Below are 19,207 nucleotides of genomic sequence, written 5' to 3'. Positions count from 1 at the left end.
CTGCCGCCTTTGGCGGCCCGCTCACTGAACCCCTTCTATAGGGTACCCGCGCTCACTAACGAAGGTCTTCGCGCGGGTTTATCCACTGCACGCGGGGTGGAAGCAAACTTCTCTATTTCCTTTCTGCCTGCAGCAGCACTCTTCTTGAGAGCCGGAACTTGCCCATATTATCCATGTCCACTACTTTTACCTGCACTTCCTGGCCGACTTTTAAAACATCTTCCACGCGGTTTATGCGTTTGGTGTCCACTTCGGAAATATGCAGCAGGCCTTCCTTGCCCGGCAGAATTTCCACGAAAGCGCCGAAGGCGAGTATGGAAACCACATGCCCGGTGTAGATCTGGCCCACTTCCACGTCCACGGTGTAGTACTGCACCATGGTCTTGGCTTCTTCAAGGCCTTTCCTGTCAGCGCAGGAGATGAACACCGAACCGTCGTCTTCCACTTCAATATCGGCGCCGGTTTTCTCTATGATGGCGCGGATGTTCTTTCCGCCGGGGCCTATAAAAGCGCCTATCTTGTCTTTGGGCAGCTGGAGTTTTACTATCCTGGGCGCGAATTCGGAAATGTCGGCCCTTGGAGCGGACAGGTGTTCCTGCATAAGCCCAAGTATGTGATGCCGGCCTTTGGTGGCCTGCTCTATAGCTTCTTTCAGGATATTCATGGGTATGCCGGAAGCCAGCTTTACATCCATCTGGAAGGCGGTAACTCCCTGGGCCGTGCCGGTCATCTTAAAGTCCATGTCGCCGAAATGGTCTTCATGTCCCGCTATATCGGAAAGCACGGCGTGGTCTGAGCCGTCGGTAATAAGGCCCATGGCGATTCCCGAGCAGGCGGCCTTCATGGGTACGCCCGCGTCAAAAAGCGCGAGCGACCCGCCGCATACGGTGGCCATTGAAGAGGAGCCGTTCGATTCCAGGATGTCTGAAACAATGCGTATGGTGTAGGGGAATATTTCCGCGCTCGGCAGCAACGGCTTCAGGGCGCGCTTTGCCAGGTGGCCGTGGCCTATTTCGCGGCGGCCGGGGCCCCGGTCGGGTTTTACCTCTCCGGTGGAAAAGCTCGGGAAGTTATAATGCAGCATGAAGCGGTCAAGGAACCGGCCTTCCAGATCGTCCAGTATCTGTTTATCGTCGGAGGTGCCGAGCGTCACTGTGGCGAGCGTCTGCGTCTGGCCCCGGGTAAACAGAGCCGAGCCGTGAGTGCGCGGCAGAAAACCGGCCTGCATGGAAATAGCGCGGATCTCGTCGGTTTTGCGGCCGTCGGTGCGTATTTTGGTCGCCAGCACCAGCTTGCGGGAAACCTCGTATATGACGTCTTCCATCAGGGTTTTTACCTGATAGGCGGCGGTTTTTTCTTCGGGGTACTTCTCCGTCATTTCCTTCACCAGGGCGTCTTTCACTTCGCTCATGGTGGCTTCAAGAACTTCCTTGGTGGGGTGCGTATTAAGCAGTTTTTCTATGGCGGGACGGCCTTTTTGTTCAACGGCGGCTTTAATTTCCGGCCTTATTACCGGGGCCGGGACTTCGGTTTTGGCCTTGCCGCATTTTTTCTGAAGCTCAACCTGGAGTTTGCAGAGCTTTTCAATTTCCGGCTTGGCGGTTTCCATGGCGGTTATTAGTTCTTCGTTGGGGATTTCTTTTCCCCCGCCTTCAACCATCAGTATGCCTTTCAGGGTGCCTGAAATAACCAGCTCCATATCAATCGTTTCCCGCTGTTCAAAGGTGGGATTAAGCACAAATTTGCCTTCAAATTTGCCTATCCGCACCGCGGCCACGGGGCCGTTGAAGGGAATATCCGAGATCATAAGCGCGGCCGAAGCGCCGTTTATAGAGAGCACGTCGGCGTCTTTGGCGCAGTCGCTTGAAACCACGGAGGAAACCACCTGCGTTTCGGTGTTGAAATATTTGGGGAACAGCGGGCGTACCGAGCGGTCGGTAAGACGCGAGCCCAGCACCTCTTTCTCGCGGGCTTTCCCTTCCCGCTTGAAGAAGCCGCCGGGTATTTTGCCCGCGGCGTAGGTCTTTTCCTTATAGTCGCAGCTGAGCGGTACGAATTCAGGCGGATTGTCTTTGGGCTTTTTCGCCTGCACGCAGGTTGAAAGCACCACGTTGTCGCCCAGGCGCACCAGCACGGCGCCGCCGGCCTGTTTTGCTAGCAGCCCGGTTTCAAATGAAATTACATCGTCTCCCACCTTTACTTCAAGGCGGGTTAAGTTATTATTGGTCATTATTATTTCCTTAAACCTAATTGTTTAATGAGGTTTTTGTATTCTTCCCTGTTGTGTTTGTTCAGGTAGCTGAGCGAGTTTTTTCTTTGGACTACCAGCAAGGAAAGACCGCGCGCGGAGGAATGATCCTTCGGATTTGCGGTGATATGCTTTGAAAGATACTGAATTCTTTCGGTGAGAAGGGCTATCTGCACTGAAATTGCCCCGGTATCATTGGGCTTTTTGGAGAATTTGTCCACAATTTCTTTGGTTTTTGTCTTGGTTAATGGCATTTTTTCACTCTCTTTGGTTTAGTTTTTGTTCTTTTGACTATTATATTAATTGTGGGCCGGAAAAGTCAAACATTCGGAAAATTCAGGAATTTTCCGGGAAGGCTGAGGGATTAAGGATGAGGGTTGAGGGGTAAAAAACAATCCTTGCTTTTGATGTGCTTTGTGCCTCATCCCTCATCTTTCATCCTTCCTAAAATTGCTATGGACATCCGTCTAAGGCGGACGAATTCAACCGCAATTTTCGGGTCAGCTGTCCTGAAGGCGGCGCAGTTCGCGGTCGGCGTCCCGCAAACGCAGCGCCTCAACGCTTGCAAGGCGCTGAAAGAACGCCGCGCTGACGGCGGGATCCCGGCGGGATATCGCGTCAAAAGTGTCCCGGCTTATGACGTAAAGGTCCGTGTCGCTCAGGGCGATGGCGTCGGCTGTACGCGGCATACGGGCCAAAAAACCCGCTTCCCCGAAGAAATCTCCCGGTCCGAAGACGGCAAGATGATGCTGGCGATGCGTATCTTTCAGCGGCAATACTATGCGCACACGCCCGCGGCGGATCAGGAAAAGCTCGTCACTTTGGCCCTTACGGAGGAATATCGGTTTACCGGCCTCCACGCGGCGTTCCGCGAAGGCCGCACGCAGCCCCTCCAAAGAGGCGGGGTCTATTTCCCGCAAAAAATCTATCTGGGAAAGATCCAGCAATTTCCCGGCGGCCGGGAGTTCAAGGCCCGCCTCTTCTAAAGCGCAGTCTTCCGCCCACTCAAGCGCGTCATGAAGTGTTTCAAAGACGCGCCCGCCCCCTTCTTGGTGCGTCAGCCCCAGATGTTCGAAATATGCGCGCAGGTCCTGCCCGGTGGGCAAACTCGGCGGCAGATGAGAAAAAACAAGCGAGCCGCCGCGCTCTTCCAGCATTGCGCCCACCTGCTCAAGCATGTGCACGGCTGTGAAATCCACCGAGGTCACGCGGCGCATGTCCAGAATGAGTCGCCGGCAGGAACGCATGTCGCTTTCTATCTCCGAAAAGAGCTGGTCGGTGGTGCCGAAAAACAGGCTGCCTTGGAGCTCGACTACAAGCGTTTCGGCGCCCCGCTCGGCCAGCGCCGCGCGCTCCCCCGGCAGGCGCTTTTGTGTCGAGGAGATTTCCGCGCCCGTAGCTTTTCGCCGGACCACGCTGCTGCGCATCTGCTCGCGGATAAAAAGCAGAATGGAGAGGGCTATTCCCACGCCGGCGGCCGCGATAAGGTCCACCGCAAGCGCCGTGCCGGCTACCGAGACGATAACGGCGAAATCCAGCATGGTGCTGCCCCGCAGCGCCAGCCGCACGCTGGAGCGGTCTACCATGCGCGCTCCGACCACCGTCAATATTCCCGCCAGCGCCGCAAGCGGAATATGCCCGATGGCGCTGCCCAGCGCAAGCGCCGCTATAAGGGCGAACGCGCCTTCAAACAAGCCCGCGCGGCGGGTTTTGCCGCCGCTTGCCAGGCTTACCATAGTGGCCCCCATGGTGCCTGCGCCAGGCATGCCGCCGAGCAGAGCTGAGGCGATGTTTCCCGCGCCCTGCCCCGTCAGTTCCCTGTTGGAATTGTGGCGGGAGCGGACAATGGAATCGGTAACCACGCAGGTTTTGAGCGTATCGATAGAAAGAAGAATCGACAGTGTCAGCGCCGGGCCGACAAGCATGTATATCTCATGAGCATTCATAAAATGCAATGCGCTGAAATTAGAAACAATGCCTTTAAAAATAACGCCCGGATCGGTGGAGATGGCGCCGATAATCAGCGGGTTGTCGGTCAGCGCCAACAGTTGAGGCCGGACCAGCCCCGCCGCAAGGTGCGCACCGATCCCCGCCGCCAGGCCTATTATGGCCGCCGGAATCCGTTTTGTCAGACGCGGAGCCGCCATCATCGCCACGGCGGTGAAAAGAGCCACGCAAACCGCGGGCCATTGCCATGCTTCGGGGGAAAACAGGCCCGCAAGCGGGGCGGCGCCCTTCGCAAGTCCGAGAAAAGGACCGATCTGCTTCAATATTATCAGTAAACCGACACCGCTCATATATCCCGTCACCACGGGATAAGGAATGTATTTGATAAGGCGTCCGCCGCCGAGAGCGCCATAAACCGCTTGCAGGACGCCTGAAAACAGTCCGACCACGGCAAGTGAGACGATAATGAGTTCAGCCGATGCGCCGCTATCCATCAGCCGGACGCACAGCGCCGCCATAACAGCCGCCGCCGGCGCGCAGGGAGCGGAAATCAGGCGCGGAGCGCCGCCCAGCGCAGGTGCCAGCAGCCCCATGGCCACGGTCCCGATAATTCCCGTAAGCGCGCCCGCGCCGGCAAACCCGGGCCCGAGCGGGGCATACACCGCCACGCCGAATGCGATGGCGGAGGGCAGCGCCACCAGCATTGCCGCCATCCCGCCCCACGCATCCGCCCACTCGATTTTCGGGGATGCTGAAATAACGCCGTCCGTTGTCATAGGCTGAATAGTAATATTTTTATTCTGTTTGTTTCCAAATACATTTCAACTATACTAAACAAAAAGACCCCGGTAAAATCAAGGGCCGGCCCATCCATCACGAATTTACTTATACCGCATTATTATGGCTTAAAACCGATTAGCTTTTTTGGGCATGTGCCTTCATCGTTCTGAGGCTGGTTCATGCCGTTCATTAGTTGGCGAATTATATCCACAATGGCTTTTATTTCAGCGTCATGCCCGGACAACCTGCGCTCCAGCTCCGCCAGTTTGGCAGCAAGCTCTTTATGCGCTGAAACCATTTCCCGCAGCCTTGCGAATGCGCGGACAACTGATATGCCCGCTTGTATGGCTGTTTTGGAATTAACTACATTGGCGGCCTGTATCGCCCCGTACTCGGTAAAGACATATGGCAGATAGCGGCGCCCGCCCCTGCCTTTTGAGGCCGCAAAATGCGACCTCAAAGCTTGAGTTTCATTCCTAGTCAAACGAAACATGAAATCCCCGGGGAATCTTTCTATGTTGCGCCGAACCTGCTCATTTAATCTTTTTGTCGTGATGCCGTATATTTCTGCCAGGGTCGCGTCAAATATAACCTTGCACCCCCGGACCAAGAGAATTTTTAACGCGAGCGCCTCCTGCAGAATGATTTCTTTGGACATATATCCTCCGTTTCTGTAAATAGCATAGCAGACCACCCCGACAAAGGCGTGTCGTGTTGGAAAAGTCGTTTTTTGTGATTTTTATGCTGTGTTCATGAAAGAAGAGCAGCAGGACAGCAAAACTGTGGTCGCCGACGGGTTTCCTGCGCGCTCCAATACTTGCGTAGGTGCCGTATCAAGGACGGTGTCCCTCAGACGGCCAAGACCGGGTTTTATGGGGAAGAATCCCGGGGTCTTCCGCCGGCTCCGGAACTCGGCAAAAAAACAAAGTTTTTTGCCTCAAACATCCTCGCCGTTCCGGAGGAATTCGCTCCAGACCGCGGGCTTAAAACCCTAAAAGGAGCGCGCAGAAAATCCGCCGGCGCCCCCTTAAAACAATATTTACCCGCCCGCAACATCGGTACATCCATATTTACCCGCCCGGTGGTAAACAAATATCCTTAATATGCGTTGAGTGGGAACGGTTGGTTGTAAAAAGGTATGTAAAAAGGTAGACGCTACCTTTTTACATTGAGTCCGTCCCAATATTTCTCAAATTCCTTTTGGGCCTGTTTGACCTCGGCCGGCGTTCCAGTCTTTATAACGGCGATCATTTCTTGCGGGTTTTCAGTCATAAGTCAAAGATAGGAAATATTGAGTTTAAAAAGGCTCCTGCTGCCTTTTCCTTTTGGTAGTAACTGGGAATTAAATATTATGTCACCGAATTCTGTTGTGCCCCTAATTCTTGAACAATGCCTCGCGATTAAATAAAGTATTAAGGAGACTCTCTTCGTCCCCAAACAATGAATATTTATTTATATTCATTTTGTCCAACTCTTTAAGGGCCACTTTTTTCTCGCTTCCTGGTAAAATAAATTTGAAAATTATCGCCTGAGGAAATATTTCATCAGAGAATGCAGAGATGCATTCCTTGTGGGAGCAGAAATCCTGAATCTTTCCAGGATATTCTTTGGTAAGACACACAGTATAATTGCTTTGTTGAAGGAAATGCCTTTTATGAGAGGCTAAATATTCACCAATGAAATCAATACTCATTGATTGGGATGGGGCAGCGGGATTTGATGGTAATGATTGCAATTGTTTTTGAAAAAGCGAATAAATTGAAACATCTTCGTTTTCCTCAGCGCAATTAAAGGCAAAAAAAGATGCTATATAGGGGGAACACGACCAGTCTACAAGCGGAGAAGGGAAACCGAAATGCCGCACAAACGTTAGGAATTCAGCGTGTGGGAGAAATTGCGCATCTTTTATTTTTTCAAGTTCAGCATGGTCTTTTAAAAAATAGGGGACATTTTTCAAGCCACAACTCTTCAATTGTTCATGAATCTTAAGGAGCAATAGGTAGTATCCAGTGATACTAAAGTTCTTTGGCGACTCCCGCTCAAGTGTGCTTTCAAGTCTCCACTTAGCATTCGCATGGCCACGAAATATCGGTTCGTACGCTTCTTGGTCTAAACCGGTTTTGGAATTCAAAAAAGTATAAAAGTCATTGAGCTTTATAATTTGTTGTCTGAATTCATTCCATGAATGAACTCGCTTTAACACAATATCACCTTCCAGATAGTCTTTAGCGAAACCGGCATCACTTGTGCGGAAACTTTTAGCTTCCTCGTCGTTCATGAATTCCCCTTGTCATTGTGAGGCTTTGGCATCCCAAACAAAACCAATTGCCTTTAATCTTGGCATGTGTTCTTGCGACATCTTCCCCTGTTTATAAAAAATCCTTTGAGTACTAACCCACGCCCCCAATTTTGGATTCTCCGACCACCTTGCGGGGACATTACAGTTCCCGTGTTGAGCCTTATAGTTTTTAAGAAGTTTAAAATTTTCTTCCCATACCGAAGATAGAGGGTCCCATTCAAAACCGATTTCGTTAAGGCGATTAATTTGCTCCTTGGAAAGCTTACCCATAATTTTACGTTGAGTGCTGACCCATGACGCTAATTTTGAATTTTTCGGCCATTCAAATGGGACACGGCAGTTACCATATTTGGTTTTATATTTTTTGAGGGACTCGAACTCATTCTCCCAAGCTGCGGTAAAAGGGTCCCACTCAAAACCAATCTCCTTTAGCCGCCGGATGTATTCCTTGGGGGGTTTTCCTCTTAGACTACGCTGTTTTCTGACCCAACGTGCCAACACGGAATTTTCATTCTTGCTAATGCGAACACGACAATCACCATGTTTGCATTTATATTCTTGAAGTAAGCGGAAGCCTTCTTCCCAAGCGGATGAAAACGGGCTCCAATCAAAACCAATTTCATCTAGACGCCGCAAATTTTCCTTGGATAAATTTCCTCTGCGATGTCGCTGATTCGCAACCCATATCCCCAATCTGGGATTCTCAGGGTATATACTTGGTACATTACAATGTCCTAAGCGGTTTTTAAAAGCACCAAGTTCGCCGAAGCGTTCGTCCCAAGTATCACCAAGTTTTTCAAGACAAGAAACTGTTATTGATTTTTTTAAATCTTCTAGTAAAATGTTTGGCCCGAGTATTTCAATGGGGTCTGGAAGGTCAGGCCTGTAACCTTTGGTGCGGCCTTTCTCTTGGCGCATTTCCCGGATGATGTCGGCCAGGACTTCGTCTTGCTCTTGGAGGGCGGCGAGGACATCCCAGACTTCTTCAAATTTGCCTCGGCGAACGGCTTCTTCTATGGTTTCGCTTTTTTTGATTTCAAGGTATAGCGGGACCAGAATATAGCCGAATTCTTTCTTGGGGGCTTTACGCATGGCGCGGCCCGTTGCCTGCACTATGTCTACCGTGCTGCGCTTTGGACTTAAGAAAGCGACCATATCCACCGCCGGGACATCTACGCCCTCGGTCAGGCATTTGGCGTTGGAGACAAGGCCGTGATTGGAGTTTTTAAATTCCCCCATCAGCTTTTCTCGTTCCGCGGACGGCATTGAGCCGTTTACATGAAAGACGGAAAAACCCTTAAGATGGTTAGCTATGCCTTCCGAACCTTCGGCGGTGAAGGACTGCGCGGATTTGATGTTTTTATGAAAGGTTATTATTTTCCCGACACCGTGCTTTTCTACTGCGGCGGCGAGTGCCAGTTGGTTTGCTACCTGCTGGGCGTGGATTTCATCGCCCGCCACAAGAACTTTGCCCCGCCTTAAAAATTCCTGCCTAACCATCTCGGAAGTTACAACTGAAATTACCACTTTGTAGCGGCATATAATTCCAGCCCGGGCCGCCTTGGCAAAAGGGAGTTTATGGACTACGGAGCCATAAGACTCCGGGACATCCATTGAATACACCAGTTTTGCGTCGCCTTCTTTATCCCGCTTCAAAACATTGTAATGCCTGGGAGTGGCGGTCATGAAGACGCGTTTTTTTAGCGGGAGATTGTTATCGGAGAGGGCAAAAGCGGATGTCTTTCCTTCTCTGCCGGTGGTTTTATGCGCCTCGTCAAATATTCCCAGGTCAAAGATGTCCCGCCCTTTAACCGCCTCGCCCACTACGCTGGCGGACATATATGTTGAGAAAACAACTTTTACCCCGGCAAACTCTGTTTCAAGAAAACGTTTAACATCCGCGGGAGTGGTTGTTACCTCAAAATCAAGATCTGATTTTTTCACGACCAGTTCATCTTCGCCGGCAGTTACGGTGGGGTCGGAGCAGACACAAAGGTAAACCAGGTTATCCCAGTCGGTGGCGGCAAGCCAGCGGTGCAGGGTTTGCTGTATAAGCGCGAGCGAAGGCACCAGCACTAAAACATTTTTCGCATTCAGCCGCCCACAGCGATAGAAGGGTTTTGCCCGTGCCGCAGGCCATTATTACAGTGGCCCTGTTTGAGGATTCCAAAGCCGGCAGCAAATCACTTAATGCCTTCTCCTGATGCGGGAGCGGTTTTAGTTTTTTTCTGACTACCGGCTCGCCTTTCAGCCAGTCTTCAATAACCGAAAAGTCGGCAGGAGCAAGCCGATCTAGATCCATTCCCCGGATAGCGCTAAAGTTTTGCCTTTGCTCTATGGTGGAAGCAAAGCTATTGGAATTTGTAAAAATTATTGTGTGCGAAACCCGATCGGAAATGGCAAAAAAGGTGGAAAGCAAACTCCAGTTAAGGCTTGGGCGGCCGGTATAAAATTTAGCCTGGTATGAAGCTACGCGACCGTCTTTCAGTTCAACAAGCCCATCCGTCCCCATGTCGTGGGAAACCGGCAGGCCAAGTTTTTTTAACAAAGTGCTGGGAGCGCTGGTCTGTGGCCAGACTTCTTTTGCCTGGCATATAGGCTGCGTGGCAAGGTAAGCCTCGGCAAAAACTTCAAAAGCATCCCCCCGCTCTTTTTCAGATGGCAGAGCGGAAATCCTGGCCTCAAGTTCGCTAAAACTTTTCAGCCCGTTAAAGATCCCTGTAGCCGTAAATTTTACTGACTGCAAATGTTTTGCCATGTTTATCCCAAACAAAAATCCCTTTTTAAATTATAACACTTTACCTTGAGCTGGCTGCGACCACCGGGTGGGTTAGTGTGATGTATCGTGAAAAGGGCGGGGCTATTACCAATAATTTAAAGAAGCGCCGGAAAATACGCCAAAGAAACATGAAAATCGAAGGGGTGGTGGCGGGTTTGTCTGAGGGGGTTTTCCGGAGGCCGACTTGGGCTTGCAGTCAGGGGAGGCCGAGGATAAGGGCCGACGCACTGGAGGACCCGACCCCCTCAGACAAATTCGCCGCCAGGACCCCGACTGTGTTAACGTGCTCGGTAGCGTCCAAAGGCAATTAAAAATTTGTTATCATTTTATAAATTTCATTCGAAAACTGTGAGGTGTTTTATGCCCGCCAAGAGAATAATGCAGAACAGGATAGCTTCTTACCTTAATAAAGAGCCCGCCCTTTTCACGAAGAAGGACCTTATGCGCTACATCCGCGAGAACGGCGTGCGCATGCTGAATTTCCGGTATGTGGCCGGCGACAACCGCCTGAAAACGCTTAACTTCGTAATTAATGACGAAAAATATCTGGACCGCGTGCTTTCAGCCGGCGAGCGGGTGGACGGCTCAAGTCTGTTTAAAAATATAGACGCCTCCTCAAGCGACCTTTATGTGCTGCCGCGTTACCGCACGGCTTTTGTGAACCCTTTTTCTGAAGTGCCTGCGGTGGACGTGCTGTGCTCTTTTTACAACCCGGACGGTACACCCTTTGCCAGTGCTCCCGAAAATGTTTTAAAACGCGCCCGCGGCGAGTTTAATAAAAAAACCGGCTTTGACTTTCACGCTTTGGGGGAGCTTGAATACTATGTGATTTCCCCCAAAGACCCGCTTTACCCTACCGGCGCCCAGAAGGGCTATCACGAAGCTTTCCCGTTCTCCAAATGGGAGAGCCTTCGCTGCGAAGCCATGAACGCCATAGCCGAAGCCGGAGGAAGGATAAAATACGGCCACGCCGAGGTGGGCTTTATCCGCACTGAAGACGCGGAAATGACGCAGCAGGAAATAGAGTTTTTGCCGGTGGACTGTTCCTCGGCGGCCGACCAGCTTGCCGTGGCCAAATGGATAGTTTCCGGCATAGGCCGCAAATACGGCGTTGCCGTCACCTTCGCCCCGAAAATATCCATAGGCCACGCCGGCTCTGGCCTGCACTTCCATACCTGCCTGCTTAAAAACGGCAAAAACGCCATGCTTTCAGGCAGCGGCCTTTCGCCTGAAGCCAAAAAAGCCATCGCCGGGTATCTAAAGCTCGCCCGGTCGCTTACGGCTTTCGGCAATACCGTGCCCACGTCCTATTTCCGGCTGGTGCCGCATCAGGAAGCGCCGATAAGCGTTTGCTGGGGTTACCGCAACCGCTCGGCTTTGGTGCGCGTTCCCCTCGGCTGGCAGAAGGCCGCGGGCATGATAAAGGACGCCAACCCCGGCTCGGCGCGGGAAATCAACGCGGTCGAATCAAGCCAGACTGTGGAATTCCGCTCGGCCGACGGTTCCGCCAATCTGCACCTGTTTTTGGCCGGCCTTTGCTGCGCCGCCCGTCTGGGTTTTGAAATGAAAGATTCAATTAAGTACGCGGATGACCATTTTGTGGAAGGCAACATCTTCCACGCCGAAAATAAAAATCTTCATGAACGGTTCCCGAAACTTCCCGCCTCCTGCCGCGAATCCGCACAGGAATTGGAAAAAGACAGGCAGACCTACGAAGCCCTGGGGGTTTTCCCCCCCGCTGTGATAGACGGCGTGATAAAGGGTCTGAAAGGCTACGACGACCGCAACCTGAGCGAGCGGCTTTACGGCAAAGAAGAGGAAATCAAAAAACTGGTGGCGGAGTATCTGTATTGTTGAGGATGCTGCGTAAGTAGACAGAAGACAGAATTCAGAAGTCAGAATGAAGACGTCTGTAAGTTGTCGGAGACCTCTTCATAGGCTATTCTGAATTCTGGCTACTGGATTCTGACTTCTATTCTTCCCTAATGCAGGTAGTGCCAAAGGCTCAAAAACAGCGGGACCAGCTCCAGCGCGATGAGCGCTATCACGATTATTTCCAGCCAGTGGCTGCGTTTTGTGTTTACCTCGCCCTGCAAAATCTGCGTTATCTGCGCCAGTGTTTCCATCTTGCGCGAGATGCTTTTGCGCCAGTCGTCAAAGTGGAATTCATGTGCCGAAGCTCTGAAAATAATAGCCAGGTATGGGTCGCCCACGGTTTTCAGCGAATTTTCAACCCTGCCCAAAAATTCGGAAAACTCCATGTATTTGCGGCTGGAATCTTCGGCGATATCGGCGTACTGATTGCGGAAAATATTCACTACGTTTTCGCGTTTTTCCTCTATAGTGTCGTAGAGTTCGTCCAGTTTGCGGTTGAGCATTTCGTCGTAGTAACGGAATTCAAGCAAATGCGTAAGAGAAAATTCGATCACGTCGGCCACATCCCGCTGGCCGTCGGGTTCTATAAGGAGGGCGGAGTTCCAGTCGATTACCGCCAGGTCTGTTTTGGCGTATTGCATGGCGTTCTCGGTAATGAAGGCTTCTGACTCTTCGCTTAAAAATTCTTTGTCTTCCGCCATAATGAGCGAGGCCACATCCACTTTTTTTATAAATTCCCGCGGTTCCCCCGCGCCGTCGGCTTTTTCGATTATATAGGTGATGTAGTCTTCAAACACATCCCATTCGGCCGGATTTTTTATGGCCGGCAGGATCTTTTTTTTGATGTCGTCCTTGTGCCGTTTCGCCGTTTCTTCCGTGGTTTCCGAGCTTTCAATGGCGGCCGCAAGTTTAACCAGCCCCTCCCAGTCGCAGCCGGGCGGTATGTCAAGTTCCATTGTAATGGAAATGACCCCGTAGTTCCACAGGCGGGCCCGCGCCTTTACCTTAAACTCTCCCCTTGGAAGTTTAAGAGTGTCTTCGCCCAGGTCCGCGTTAAGCGGGGAGTCTTTTATTATTATGGCTTTGCGGGTGTCGGTGGCAAGTTTGAGACGGAAGCCGGGGGAGCTTTGGCTGAGTATTTTTTCCGCTTCCGAAAGTAAGATCTCGCCGCCAACGTCAAAGACGCGGTAGATAAGGATACTGCCTTTTTGTATGGTCATAAGTGACAGGGGTCAGGGGCGAGGGGTTAGGGTAGAAGATTAAGGAACTCCTTCCCTAAACCCCTCTACGCTAGCCCCTATCCCCTACTTTAAGGCTCTTTCCACATTCTTGATTATTTCGGCATCATACTCCGGAGAATAGCCCTGCCAAACCTCGTAAACTTCGTGGCTCTTGTCAAGCAGATAAATGAAAGGCACGCCCTGCGCCTCGTATTTTCTATAAATAGGACCGCCCTTGTAGGCAAGCGGGAAAGTTAACCCAAGGTCATGCGCGAAGGCTTTCGGGGCGTCCGCGTTTTCCTGTATGCAGATGCCGATTATGTTCAGGCCCTTGGAGGAATAAGTTTTATATACCTTTTCAAGGAACGGCGCGGCCTTTCTGCAATACGGGCAGCTTTCAGTGAAAAACATCACCATAACCGTTTTGCCCGCATAGGCGGCCAGATCTATCTCGCCGCCATTGGCGGCGGGGAGCTTGAAATAATGGGCTTTCCTGATGTAGCCGGGATCAATTTTGTCGGCCTTAACGGTGGCTGTTATCGCGGCTTCCGGGCTTTTTTGCGCATCCGGGGCCGGAGCCTCTTTTTTTTTGCAGGCAAAACCGGCCACCGCAGCCGCCAGGATCAGAAAGCTGAAAAGTTTTACATTTTTCATGGTTGTCTCCGTAAGGTCGCCGCGCCCGCTATCAGCGGCCATAGGCTTTAAGCCGTATGCCATATGCTCTTTTAGGAGTTTCCTTATAACTTATGGCCTATGGCATATGGCCTAAGGCGTTGTTGCTTATTCATTCTATTATTTTTCGCAGTTCATCCAAAGCAAAATTCGCCGCGCACCTTTTGATAAATGTTCTGGCGCCTAGAAAATGTTTGGTAAAAGTCGTGGTTTTCTCCGGTCCTGCCAGAGCGAAACACACCGTGCCGACGGGTTTTTGCTGAGTGCCTCCTGCGGGGCCGGCTGTACCGGTTACGGCCACGGCGTAATCGGATGAAAAAAGTTTTTTTGCCCCCAGAGCCATTTCCCTCGCGCAGGGTTCCGATACCGCGCCGTGTTTTTTCAAGGTTTCAGGGCGCACTTTAAGCAGGCGCGTTTTGGCCGTGTTCGAATAGGTTAGAGCCGAACCCTTGAAATAGGCCGAGCTGCCTGAAATATCCGTAATCAGACTTGAGAGCAGTCCGCCGGTGCAGGATTCGGCGCACGAGAGCGTAAGCCCCGCTTTGGTCAGCAGAGCGCCCGCCGCACCTTCAAGCGTATCGTCATTTATTCCGTATATTTTATCGTCCATTATTCCGCGGCAGGCTTTTTCAATTTCAGTTATTCGCGAATTTGCCGTTATTATAAATTCCGCCGTCCAAGGCCCGGCAAGAATGGTGTAGCGAGCTTCTTTAAAGCGTTCCATAACGGGCCTGAGCAGGTTTGCCGCGGCGGCCTCGCCCATACCTGAAATTTTAAGTTTTATCCTTTTGGGAGCGGCGTTCTTCAGTGAGAAGAAAGTTTTTAGGTCCGCGTTCAGGGCGTCCTCAAACATAGGTTCCCATTCTTTTAGCGGCCCCGGCAATAAAACGACCATTTTATTTTTCAGCCTGATTTCCTGCCCGGCGGCTGTGCCGTTGCGATTTTCTATGGCTTTTGCTCCGTCAAGTTTAAGGCACTGGTCGCGTAAATTGGGCGGCAGCTTTTTTAGGCCGTATTTTTTTTTGAGCCCGGCGGCCAGCGTTTTGGAATAAACTATTTTCTTTTTAAGAGCGGCGGCCGCCGCCTGGCGGGTGAGGTCGTCAAAAGTGGGGCCGAGGCCTCCGCAGACCAGAACCAGGTCCGTCGCTTTGAGCGCCCCTTGTATACAATCGGCGATTCCCCGAAGGGAGTCGCCTGAGGATTGTTCCCGCGTTATTTCAAAGCCCAGCGGGAAAAGTTTTTCGTAAAACAGCGGCACGTACAGGTTCAACTTCCCCGATAGCAGTTCCGAGCCGGTGCAGATAATCTCAGCTTTAAAGTTCCGCATGGATACAAAGTATCAAAAATCATAGTCCCGGCGCAAAAGATCTCTGGGAAATTCAAAATTTCATAAAACCGGCCCGCTTTTAATATTATAATAATGGCCGGGATTTTGTTGGTATACTCATATTCGCGTTACGACCGCGCCGCGAGCGCGACCAGAGCGCGATAGCTTTTATGAAAATCATTAAATCTGACAATTCCACTGAACGCCGGATCGCGGCGGGGCTGCTGCTTTTCGGGGCCGCCTACCTTCTCCTCCGCCTTTTTCTGATCCGCTACCGCAGTTTTGATACGGACGAACTTGAGCATCTACATGCCGCCTGGCTGGTCGCGCACGGGCAGGTCCCATTCCGGGATTTCTTTGAGATTCATGGCCCCCTTTTCCCTTTCCTGCTCGCCCCTCTGACGGCATTTATTCATGATCCTATCCGCGCCATATGGGCCGCGCGTCTGTTGATGCTCGCGCTGACGGCGGCAACGATACGTGTCCTGTGGAGTATGACGGCGCCGGGCCGCGGTCTTTTGACGCGCGCGCTGCCGATTTTACTGTTGTGTTCGTTCACGACGTTCGCGAACAAATCCCTCGAAGTCCGGCCCGATGTCCCCGCTATGGCGCTGCTGAGTTTAACCCTGCTGCTGGCGTCCGGCGACACTTCCTCTTTAAGATTGCGGCTGGCAGCCGGGTTCAGCCTGGGCCTTGCTTTCTTCTTTACGCCGAAAATAGCGTATCCGGCCGCGGGGCTTGTCATCGGCTGGTTCATAAGCGATATGGCCGCGCCGGGGTCCGGCTGGAAGGACCTCCTGCGGCGGTGGGCCTGTTTTTTTGCCGGGGCGGCGATTCCTTTCACCGGGCTGGCGCTTTATTTCATCGCAAAAGACGGCGGCCGGGCTTTTTACGAATGTTTCTATACTTTCAACCATCGGTTTCGCGCCAGCTTCCCTTTTACGGTTGTCTGGCTTCCCTCCTACAGGGAAAATGCCGCGGTTTGGTCATTAGGTTTGTTCGGGGCGCTGATATACAGGAAGGAAACCGTGAAAGTTTGCATGCTCAGTGCGGCCGCCGTCGGTGTGGTCCTGTTGCCGGTCGTTTACGCGCAGTACTACCTGCTGATGGCCCCGCTTATTTGTTTTTTCGCGGCGGGAGCTCTGGGTTGGCTGTCAGACAAAACCCGCAGCCGCGCAGCGCGTTCCGCGCTGGCCCTCGGCCTGTGTGTTTTCCTGGCTTTGTCTTTCCGCACCCAACTCCTTTCGCTGCGGGATACCAACGAGTCACAGGTAGAGGGAATTGCGTGCGTGATGAGCCGGACCGCTCCGGAAGACAGGGTGTTCGACGTCTGGACGGGTGAGTCGTTTTACCGCCAGCACGCTTACTATTTCTGGATGCTGCATGACGAAGTGCGCGTCATGCTCGATCCGGGCCGCCTTGAAAAAGATATAGGGCTGGCGTTGGCGGATACCCGCTGCAAAGGGCTTATCTGGGGCGCCTATTTCAATACTTTACCGGCCGGAGTGAGGGACTGGTCGCGCCGGAACTACAGCTATGCCGGCTGCGGCCGGCTTTTCCTGAAAAATTCAACGCCGGCGCGACCCTGACCCGGAAAATCCTGTCGGCCGTCTGATAAGCGCCATCATTGGTAGACGGCCCCTTCCCAACTCCTTAAGGAACACCGCATGGCGTGCACAGGTATTAAATTTTCCGGTTTTAATCCTTTTTGTTTTGCCGCGCTCGGCAGCAAATTGAAGCACATCAGTGCGGCAGATATTCAGGCGGCGGGGTGACTAAAGTATCTGAATTTTTGTGATTGTCCCGGTTTTTATGTAACATAAGTCTGGGTTTATGAAAGGAGATTATATGATAGAGCATTCAAACTATTTAAGCTTTCTTTCTGTTATAGGGATAGCGGCGTGCATGGCTTCGCAAGCCCTTGCGCAGCAGCCGCCGGTGGCAAAAAAGAACCCCCACAAACTTGAAAACCTCGGCGGCATAAGGGTGGATGATTATTACTGGCTTAAGGAAAGGAGCAACCCCGAAGTACTCCAATATCTGAAAGCCGAAAATTCCTATACCGAAGCGGTTTTAAAACATACGGAACCGCTCAAAGAAAAGCTTTTCAGCGAGATCAAGGCGCGCATAAAGGAGGACGATTCCTCCGTTCCGTTCAAATATGGGGAATATTATTATTATAAACGCTATGAGCAGGGCTTTGAATACCCTATTTACGCACGCAGGAAGGGTTCCCCTGAGGCGGCGGAAGAAATAATCCTAAACGCCAACGAGCTGGGCAAGGGAAAGGCTTATTTCAAGGTAAATTTCCCCTCCATCCGGCCCGACCACAAAATGATAGCCTTCGCCGTGGATACGGGCGGGCGCCGGTTCTATAATATATACTTCAAAGATCTGGAAACCGGCAGGGTTTACGATGAATATATTTCAAGCGCTTCCGGCAATATGGAATGGGCCAATGACAATAAAACGCTTTTTTACGTGAAGCAGAACCCGGAAACATTGCGCTGGGAGCGTATGCTTAAACATACCCTGGGCGGAAAGGAAGACGCGGAGATTTATTTTGAAAAAGACGAGACCTTTGAAATAGGTATTTCAAAATCCCGGACCGACAAATATATCTTCATGCGCACAGGCGCCACCCTGTCCACGGAATACCGCTATCTCAGCGCGGACGCGCCTGAGGACGGGCTGAAGGTTTTTTATCCCCGGCAGGAAAAGCTTGAGTACGATGTGGAGGACGGAGGCGGGATTTTTTATATTTTAAATAACGGCGACGCCAAAAATTTCAAGGTTTCGGTCTGTCCCAACGATAAAACCTCCCGCGAGAACTGGAGCGACCTGCTGGCCCACCGTGATTCCGTGCTGGTCGAGTCGCTGGAAGTTTTTAGAAACTGGCTGGTGATAAAAGAGCGGGAAGACGCCCTGCCCCGGCTGCGCGTGATAAACCGCGCCACCTCTGACGCCCACCTGGTAAAATTCGACGACCCCGCCTATGTGACGGATTTCGGTGATAATTTCGAGTATGACGCCGATTGGCTGCGCTTTACATATAATTCCCTTACCACGCCTTTATCCGTTTATGACTATCACATGGCTTCCAAAGAAAGAAAACTGATGAAGCGGCAGGTTGTGCTTGGCGGTTTTAAACCGGAGGATTATATTTCGGAAAGGGTTTGGGTTACGGCGCGGGACGGTGAAAAAGTGCCCATGTCCCTTGTCTATAAAAAAGGCTTTAAAAACGACGGCACGCATCCCGCCTATATTTATTCTTACGGTTCCTACGGTTACAACACCGACCCGGATTTCAGCTCGGTCCGGCTCAGCCTTTTGGACCGGGGGTTCGTTTACGCGATACCGCACATACGCGGCGGCTCGGAGATGGGCCGGCGCTGGTATGAGGACGGGCGCCAGATGAAAAAGAAGAACACGTTCTATGATTTTATAGACGCCACTAAATACCTTATAGAACAAAAATACGCGGCTGCCGGACATGTTTACGCGGAAGGCGGTTCCGCCGGCGGCCTTTTGATGGGCGCGGTTTTAAATATGGCGCCGGAACTTTACAAAGGGGTGCTTGCCGAGGTGCCGTTCGTGGATGTGGTCACAACCATGCTTGACCCGGACATCCCGCTGACCACCGGCGAGTATGACGAATGGGGCAACCCCAACAAAAAAGAATTCTACGACTATATGCTTTCCTACTCCCCCTACGATAATGTGGGGGCAAAAGCATATCCGAATATCCTGATAACTACGGGCCTTAACGATTCACAGGTGCAGTATTGGGAACCGGCCAAGTGGGCGGCCAAACTGCGCGCAATGAAAACGGATAAAAACCTGGTGCTGCTGCGTACCGACCTGGATGTGGGCCACGGCGGCAAATCGGGCCGCTTTGAATCGCTCAGGCTTGCAGCGCTTGAATACGCTTTCTTCCTGGATCTGGAAGGAATAAAGGAATAGCAACTTCTTTTTTATTGTCACCACTCGCAGGTATTTAGTATCATGATAGACAGGCGTCCAAGCCTTTCCCCGGATTGCCAGGCCACATCCATCAGGA

Annotated in this window: 13 protein-coding genes; 3 read left to right on the top strand and 10 right to left on the bottom strand. The window is 51.7% G+C overall.

Annotation, left to right across the window (positions count from 1 at the left end; translation table 11 throughout):
• Window positions 1-112: 112 nt before the first annotated feature.
• The 7 genes from pnp to NTX59_08915 all read right to left on the bottom strand — a co-directional run bounded on the left by pnp (window position 113) and on the right by NTX59_08915 (window position 10,032).
• On the bottom strand, window positions 113-2,230 hold the full coding sequence (pnp, locus tag NTX59_08945) for a polyribonucleotide nucleotidyltransferase (GenBank protein MCX5785805.1): 2,118 nt from the start codon (window positions 2,228-2,230) through the stop codon (window positions 113-115).
• 2 nt (window positions 2,231-2,232) lie between these two features.
• Window positions 2,233-2,502, bottom strand: a complete 270-nt coding sequence (gene rpsO, locus NTX59_08940) for a 30S ribosomal protein S15 (protein MCX5785804.1) — start codon at window positions 2,500-2,502, stop codon at window positions 2,233-2,235.
• Between the two features lie 246 nt (window positions 2,503-2,748).
• The gene (locus tag NTX59_08935) at window positions 2,749-4,971 is read right to left on the bottom strand and encodes a SulP family inorganic anion transporter (GenBank protein MCX5785803.1); all 2,223 of its coding nucleotides are present in this window, start codon (window positions 4,969-4,971) and stop codon (window positions 2,749-2,751) included.
• Between the two features lie 122 nt (window positions 4,972-5,093).
• A complete protein-coding gene (locus NTX59_08930) occupies window positions 5,094-5,633 on the bottom strand; it encodes an ORF6N domain-containing protein (GenBank protein ID MCX5785802.1) in 540 nt (179 codons plus the stop codon).
• Between the two features lie 717 nt (window positions 5,634-6,350).
• The gene (locus NTX59_08925; GenBank protein ID MCX5785801.1) at window positions 6,351-7,253 is read right to left on the bottom strand and encodes an FRG domain-containing protein; all 903 of its coding nucleotides are present in this window, start codon (window positions 7,251-7,253) and stop codon (window positions 6,351-6,353) included.
• A gap of 12 nt (window positions 7,254-7,265) precedes the next feature.
• Window positions 7,266-9,350, bottom strand: a complete 2,085-nt coding sequence (locus tag NTX59_08920; protein MCX5785800.1) for a Helicase associated domain protein — start codon at window positions 9,348-9,350, stop codon at window positions 7,266-7,268.
• Window positions 9,280-10,032 (bottom strand): DEAD/DEAH box helicase family protein, encoded by a 753-nt coding sequence (locus NTX59_08915; protein ID MCX5785799.1) that lies wholly within the window; start codon window positions 10,030-10,032, stop codon window positions 9,280-9,282. The genes NTX59_08920 and NTX59_08915 overlap by 71 nt, the downstream gene beginning before the upstream one ends.
• A gap of 381 nt (window positions 10,033-10,413) precedes the next feature.
• Between NTX59_08915 and NTX59_08910 the strand changes: the two genes are divergently transcribed.
• Window positions 10,414-11,910, top strand: a complete 1,497-nt coding sequence (locus NTX59_08910; GenBank protein ID MCX5785798.1) for a glutamine synthetase family protein — start codon at window positions 10,414-10,416, stop codon at window positions 11,908-11,910.
• 125 nt (window positions 11,911-12,035) lie between these two features.
• Here the strand turns inward: NTX59_08910 and NTX59_08905 are convergent, their stop codons facing one another.
• The 3 genes from NTX59_08905 to NTX59_08895 form a co-directional block, all read right to left on the bottom strand.
• Complete coding sequence (locus NTX59_08905) at window positions 12,036-13,148, bottom strand: hypothetical protein (GenBank protein MCX5785797.1); 1,113 nt, start codon at window positions 13,146-13,148, stop codon at window positions 12,036-12,038.
• A gap of 84 nt (window positions 13,149-13,232) precedes the next feature.
• Window positions 13,233-13,802, bottom strand: coding sequence for a TlpA family protein disulfide reductase (locus NTX59_08900; GenBank protein ID MCX5785796.1), 570 nt, complete (start codon window positions 13,800-13,802; stop codon window positions 13,233-13,235).
• A gap of 130 nt (window positions 13,803-13,932) precedes the next feature.
• Window positions 13,933-15,147 carry a nicotinamide-nucleotide amidohydrolase family protein gene (locus tag NTX59_08895; protein ID MCX5785795.1) on the bottom strand — a complete coding sequence of 405 codons (1,215 nt, stop codon included), beginning with the start codon at window positions 15,145-15,147 and terminating at the stop codon, window positions 13,933-13,935.
• 170 nt (window positions 15,148-15,317) lie between these two features.
• Here NTX59_08895 and NTX59_08890 point away from each other — a divergent pair, with 170 nt between their 5' ends.
• A complete protein-coding gene (locus NTX59_08890) occupies window positions 15,318-16,736 on the top strand; it encodes a hypothetical protein (GenBank protein MCX5785794.1) in 1,419 nt (472 codons plus the stop codon).
• Window positions 16,737-16,995: 259 nt separating this feature from the next.
• On the top strand, window positions 16,996-19,110 hold the full coding sequence (locus NTX59_08885) for a S9 family peptidase (GenBank protein MCX5785793.1): 2,115 nt from the start codon (window positions 16,996-16,998) through the stop codon (window positions 19,108-19,110).
• The last annotated feature ends 97 nt before the right edge of the window (window positions 19,111-19,207 follow it).

The organism is Elusimicrobiota bacterium (genome assembly GCA_026388155.1).
GTDB lineage: Bacteria > Elusimicrobiota > Elusimicrobia > Elusimicrobiales > UBA9959 > UBA9634.
This window is presented reverse-complemented; position numbering and strand designations above follow the sequence as displayed.

Coding starts and splice junctions, on each gene's coding strand:
- NTX59_08885 (MCX5785793.1), top strand. CDS start 16,996: ATGATAGAGCATTCAAACTATTTAAGCTTTCTTTCTGTTATAGGGATA.
- NTX59_08925 (MCX5785801.1), bottom strand. CDS start 7,253: ATGAACGACGAGGAAGCTAAAAGTTTCCGCACAAGTGATGCCGGTTTC.
- pnp (MCX5785805.1), bottom strand. CDS start 2,230: ATGACCAATAATAACTTAACCCGCCTTGAAGTAAAGGTGGGAGACGAT.
- NTX59_08895 (MCX5785795.1), bottom strand. CDS start 15,147: ATGCGGAACTTTAAAGCTGAGATTATCTGCACCGGCTCGGAACTGCTA.
- NTX59_08930 (MCX5785802.1), bottom strand. CDS start 5,633: ATGTCCAAAGAAATCATTCTGCAGGAGGCGCTCGCGTTAAAAATTCTC.
- NTX59_08915 (MCX5785799.1), bottom strand. CDS start 10,032: ATGGCAAAACATTTGCAGTCAGTAAAATTTACGGCTACAGGGATCTTT.
- NTX59_08890 (MCX5785794.1), top strand. CDS start 15,318: ATGAAAATCATTAAATCTGACAATTCCACTGAACGCCGGATCGCGGCG.
- NTX59_08910 (MCX5785798.1), top strand. CDS start 10,414: ATGCCCGCCAAGAGAATAATGCAGAACAGGATAGCTTCTTACCTTAAT.
- NTX59_08935 (MCX5785803.1), bottom strand. CDS start 4,971: ATGACAACGGACGGCGTTATTTCAGCATCCCCGAAAATCGAGTGGGCG.
- NTX59_08900 (MCX5785796.1), bottom strand. CDS start 13,802: ATGAAAAATGTAAAACTTTTCAGCTTTCTGATCCTGGCGGCTGCGGTG.
- rpsO (MCX5785804.1), bottom strand. CDS start 2,502: ATGCCATTAACCAAGACAAAAACCAAAGAAATTGTGGACAAATTCTCC.
- NTX59_08905 (MCX5785797.1), bottom strand. CDS start 13,148: ATGACCATACAAAAAGGCAGTATCCTTATCTACCGCGTCTTTGACGTT.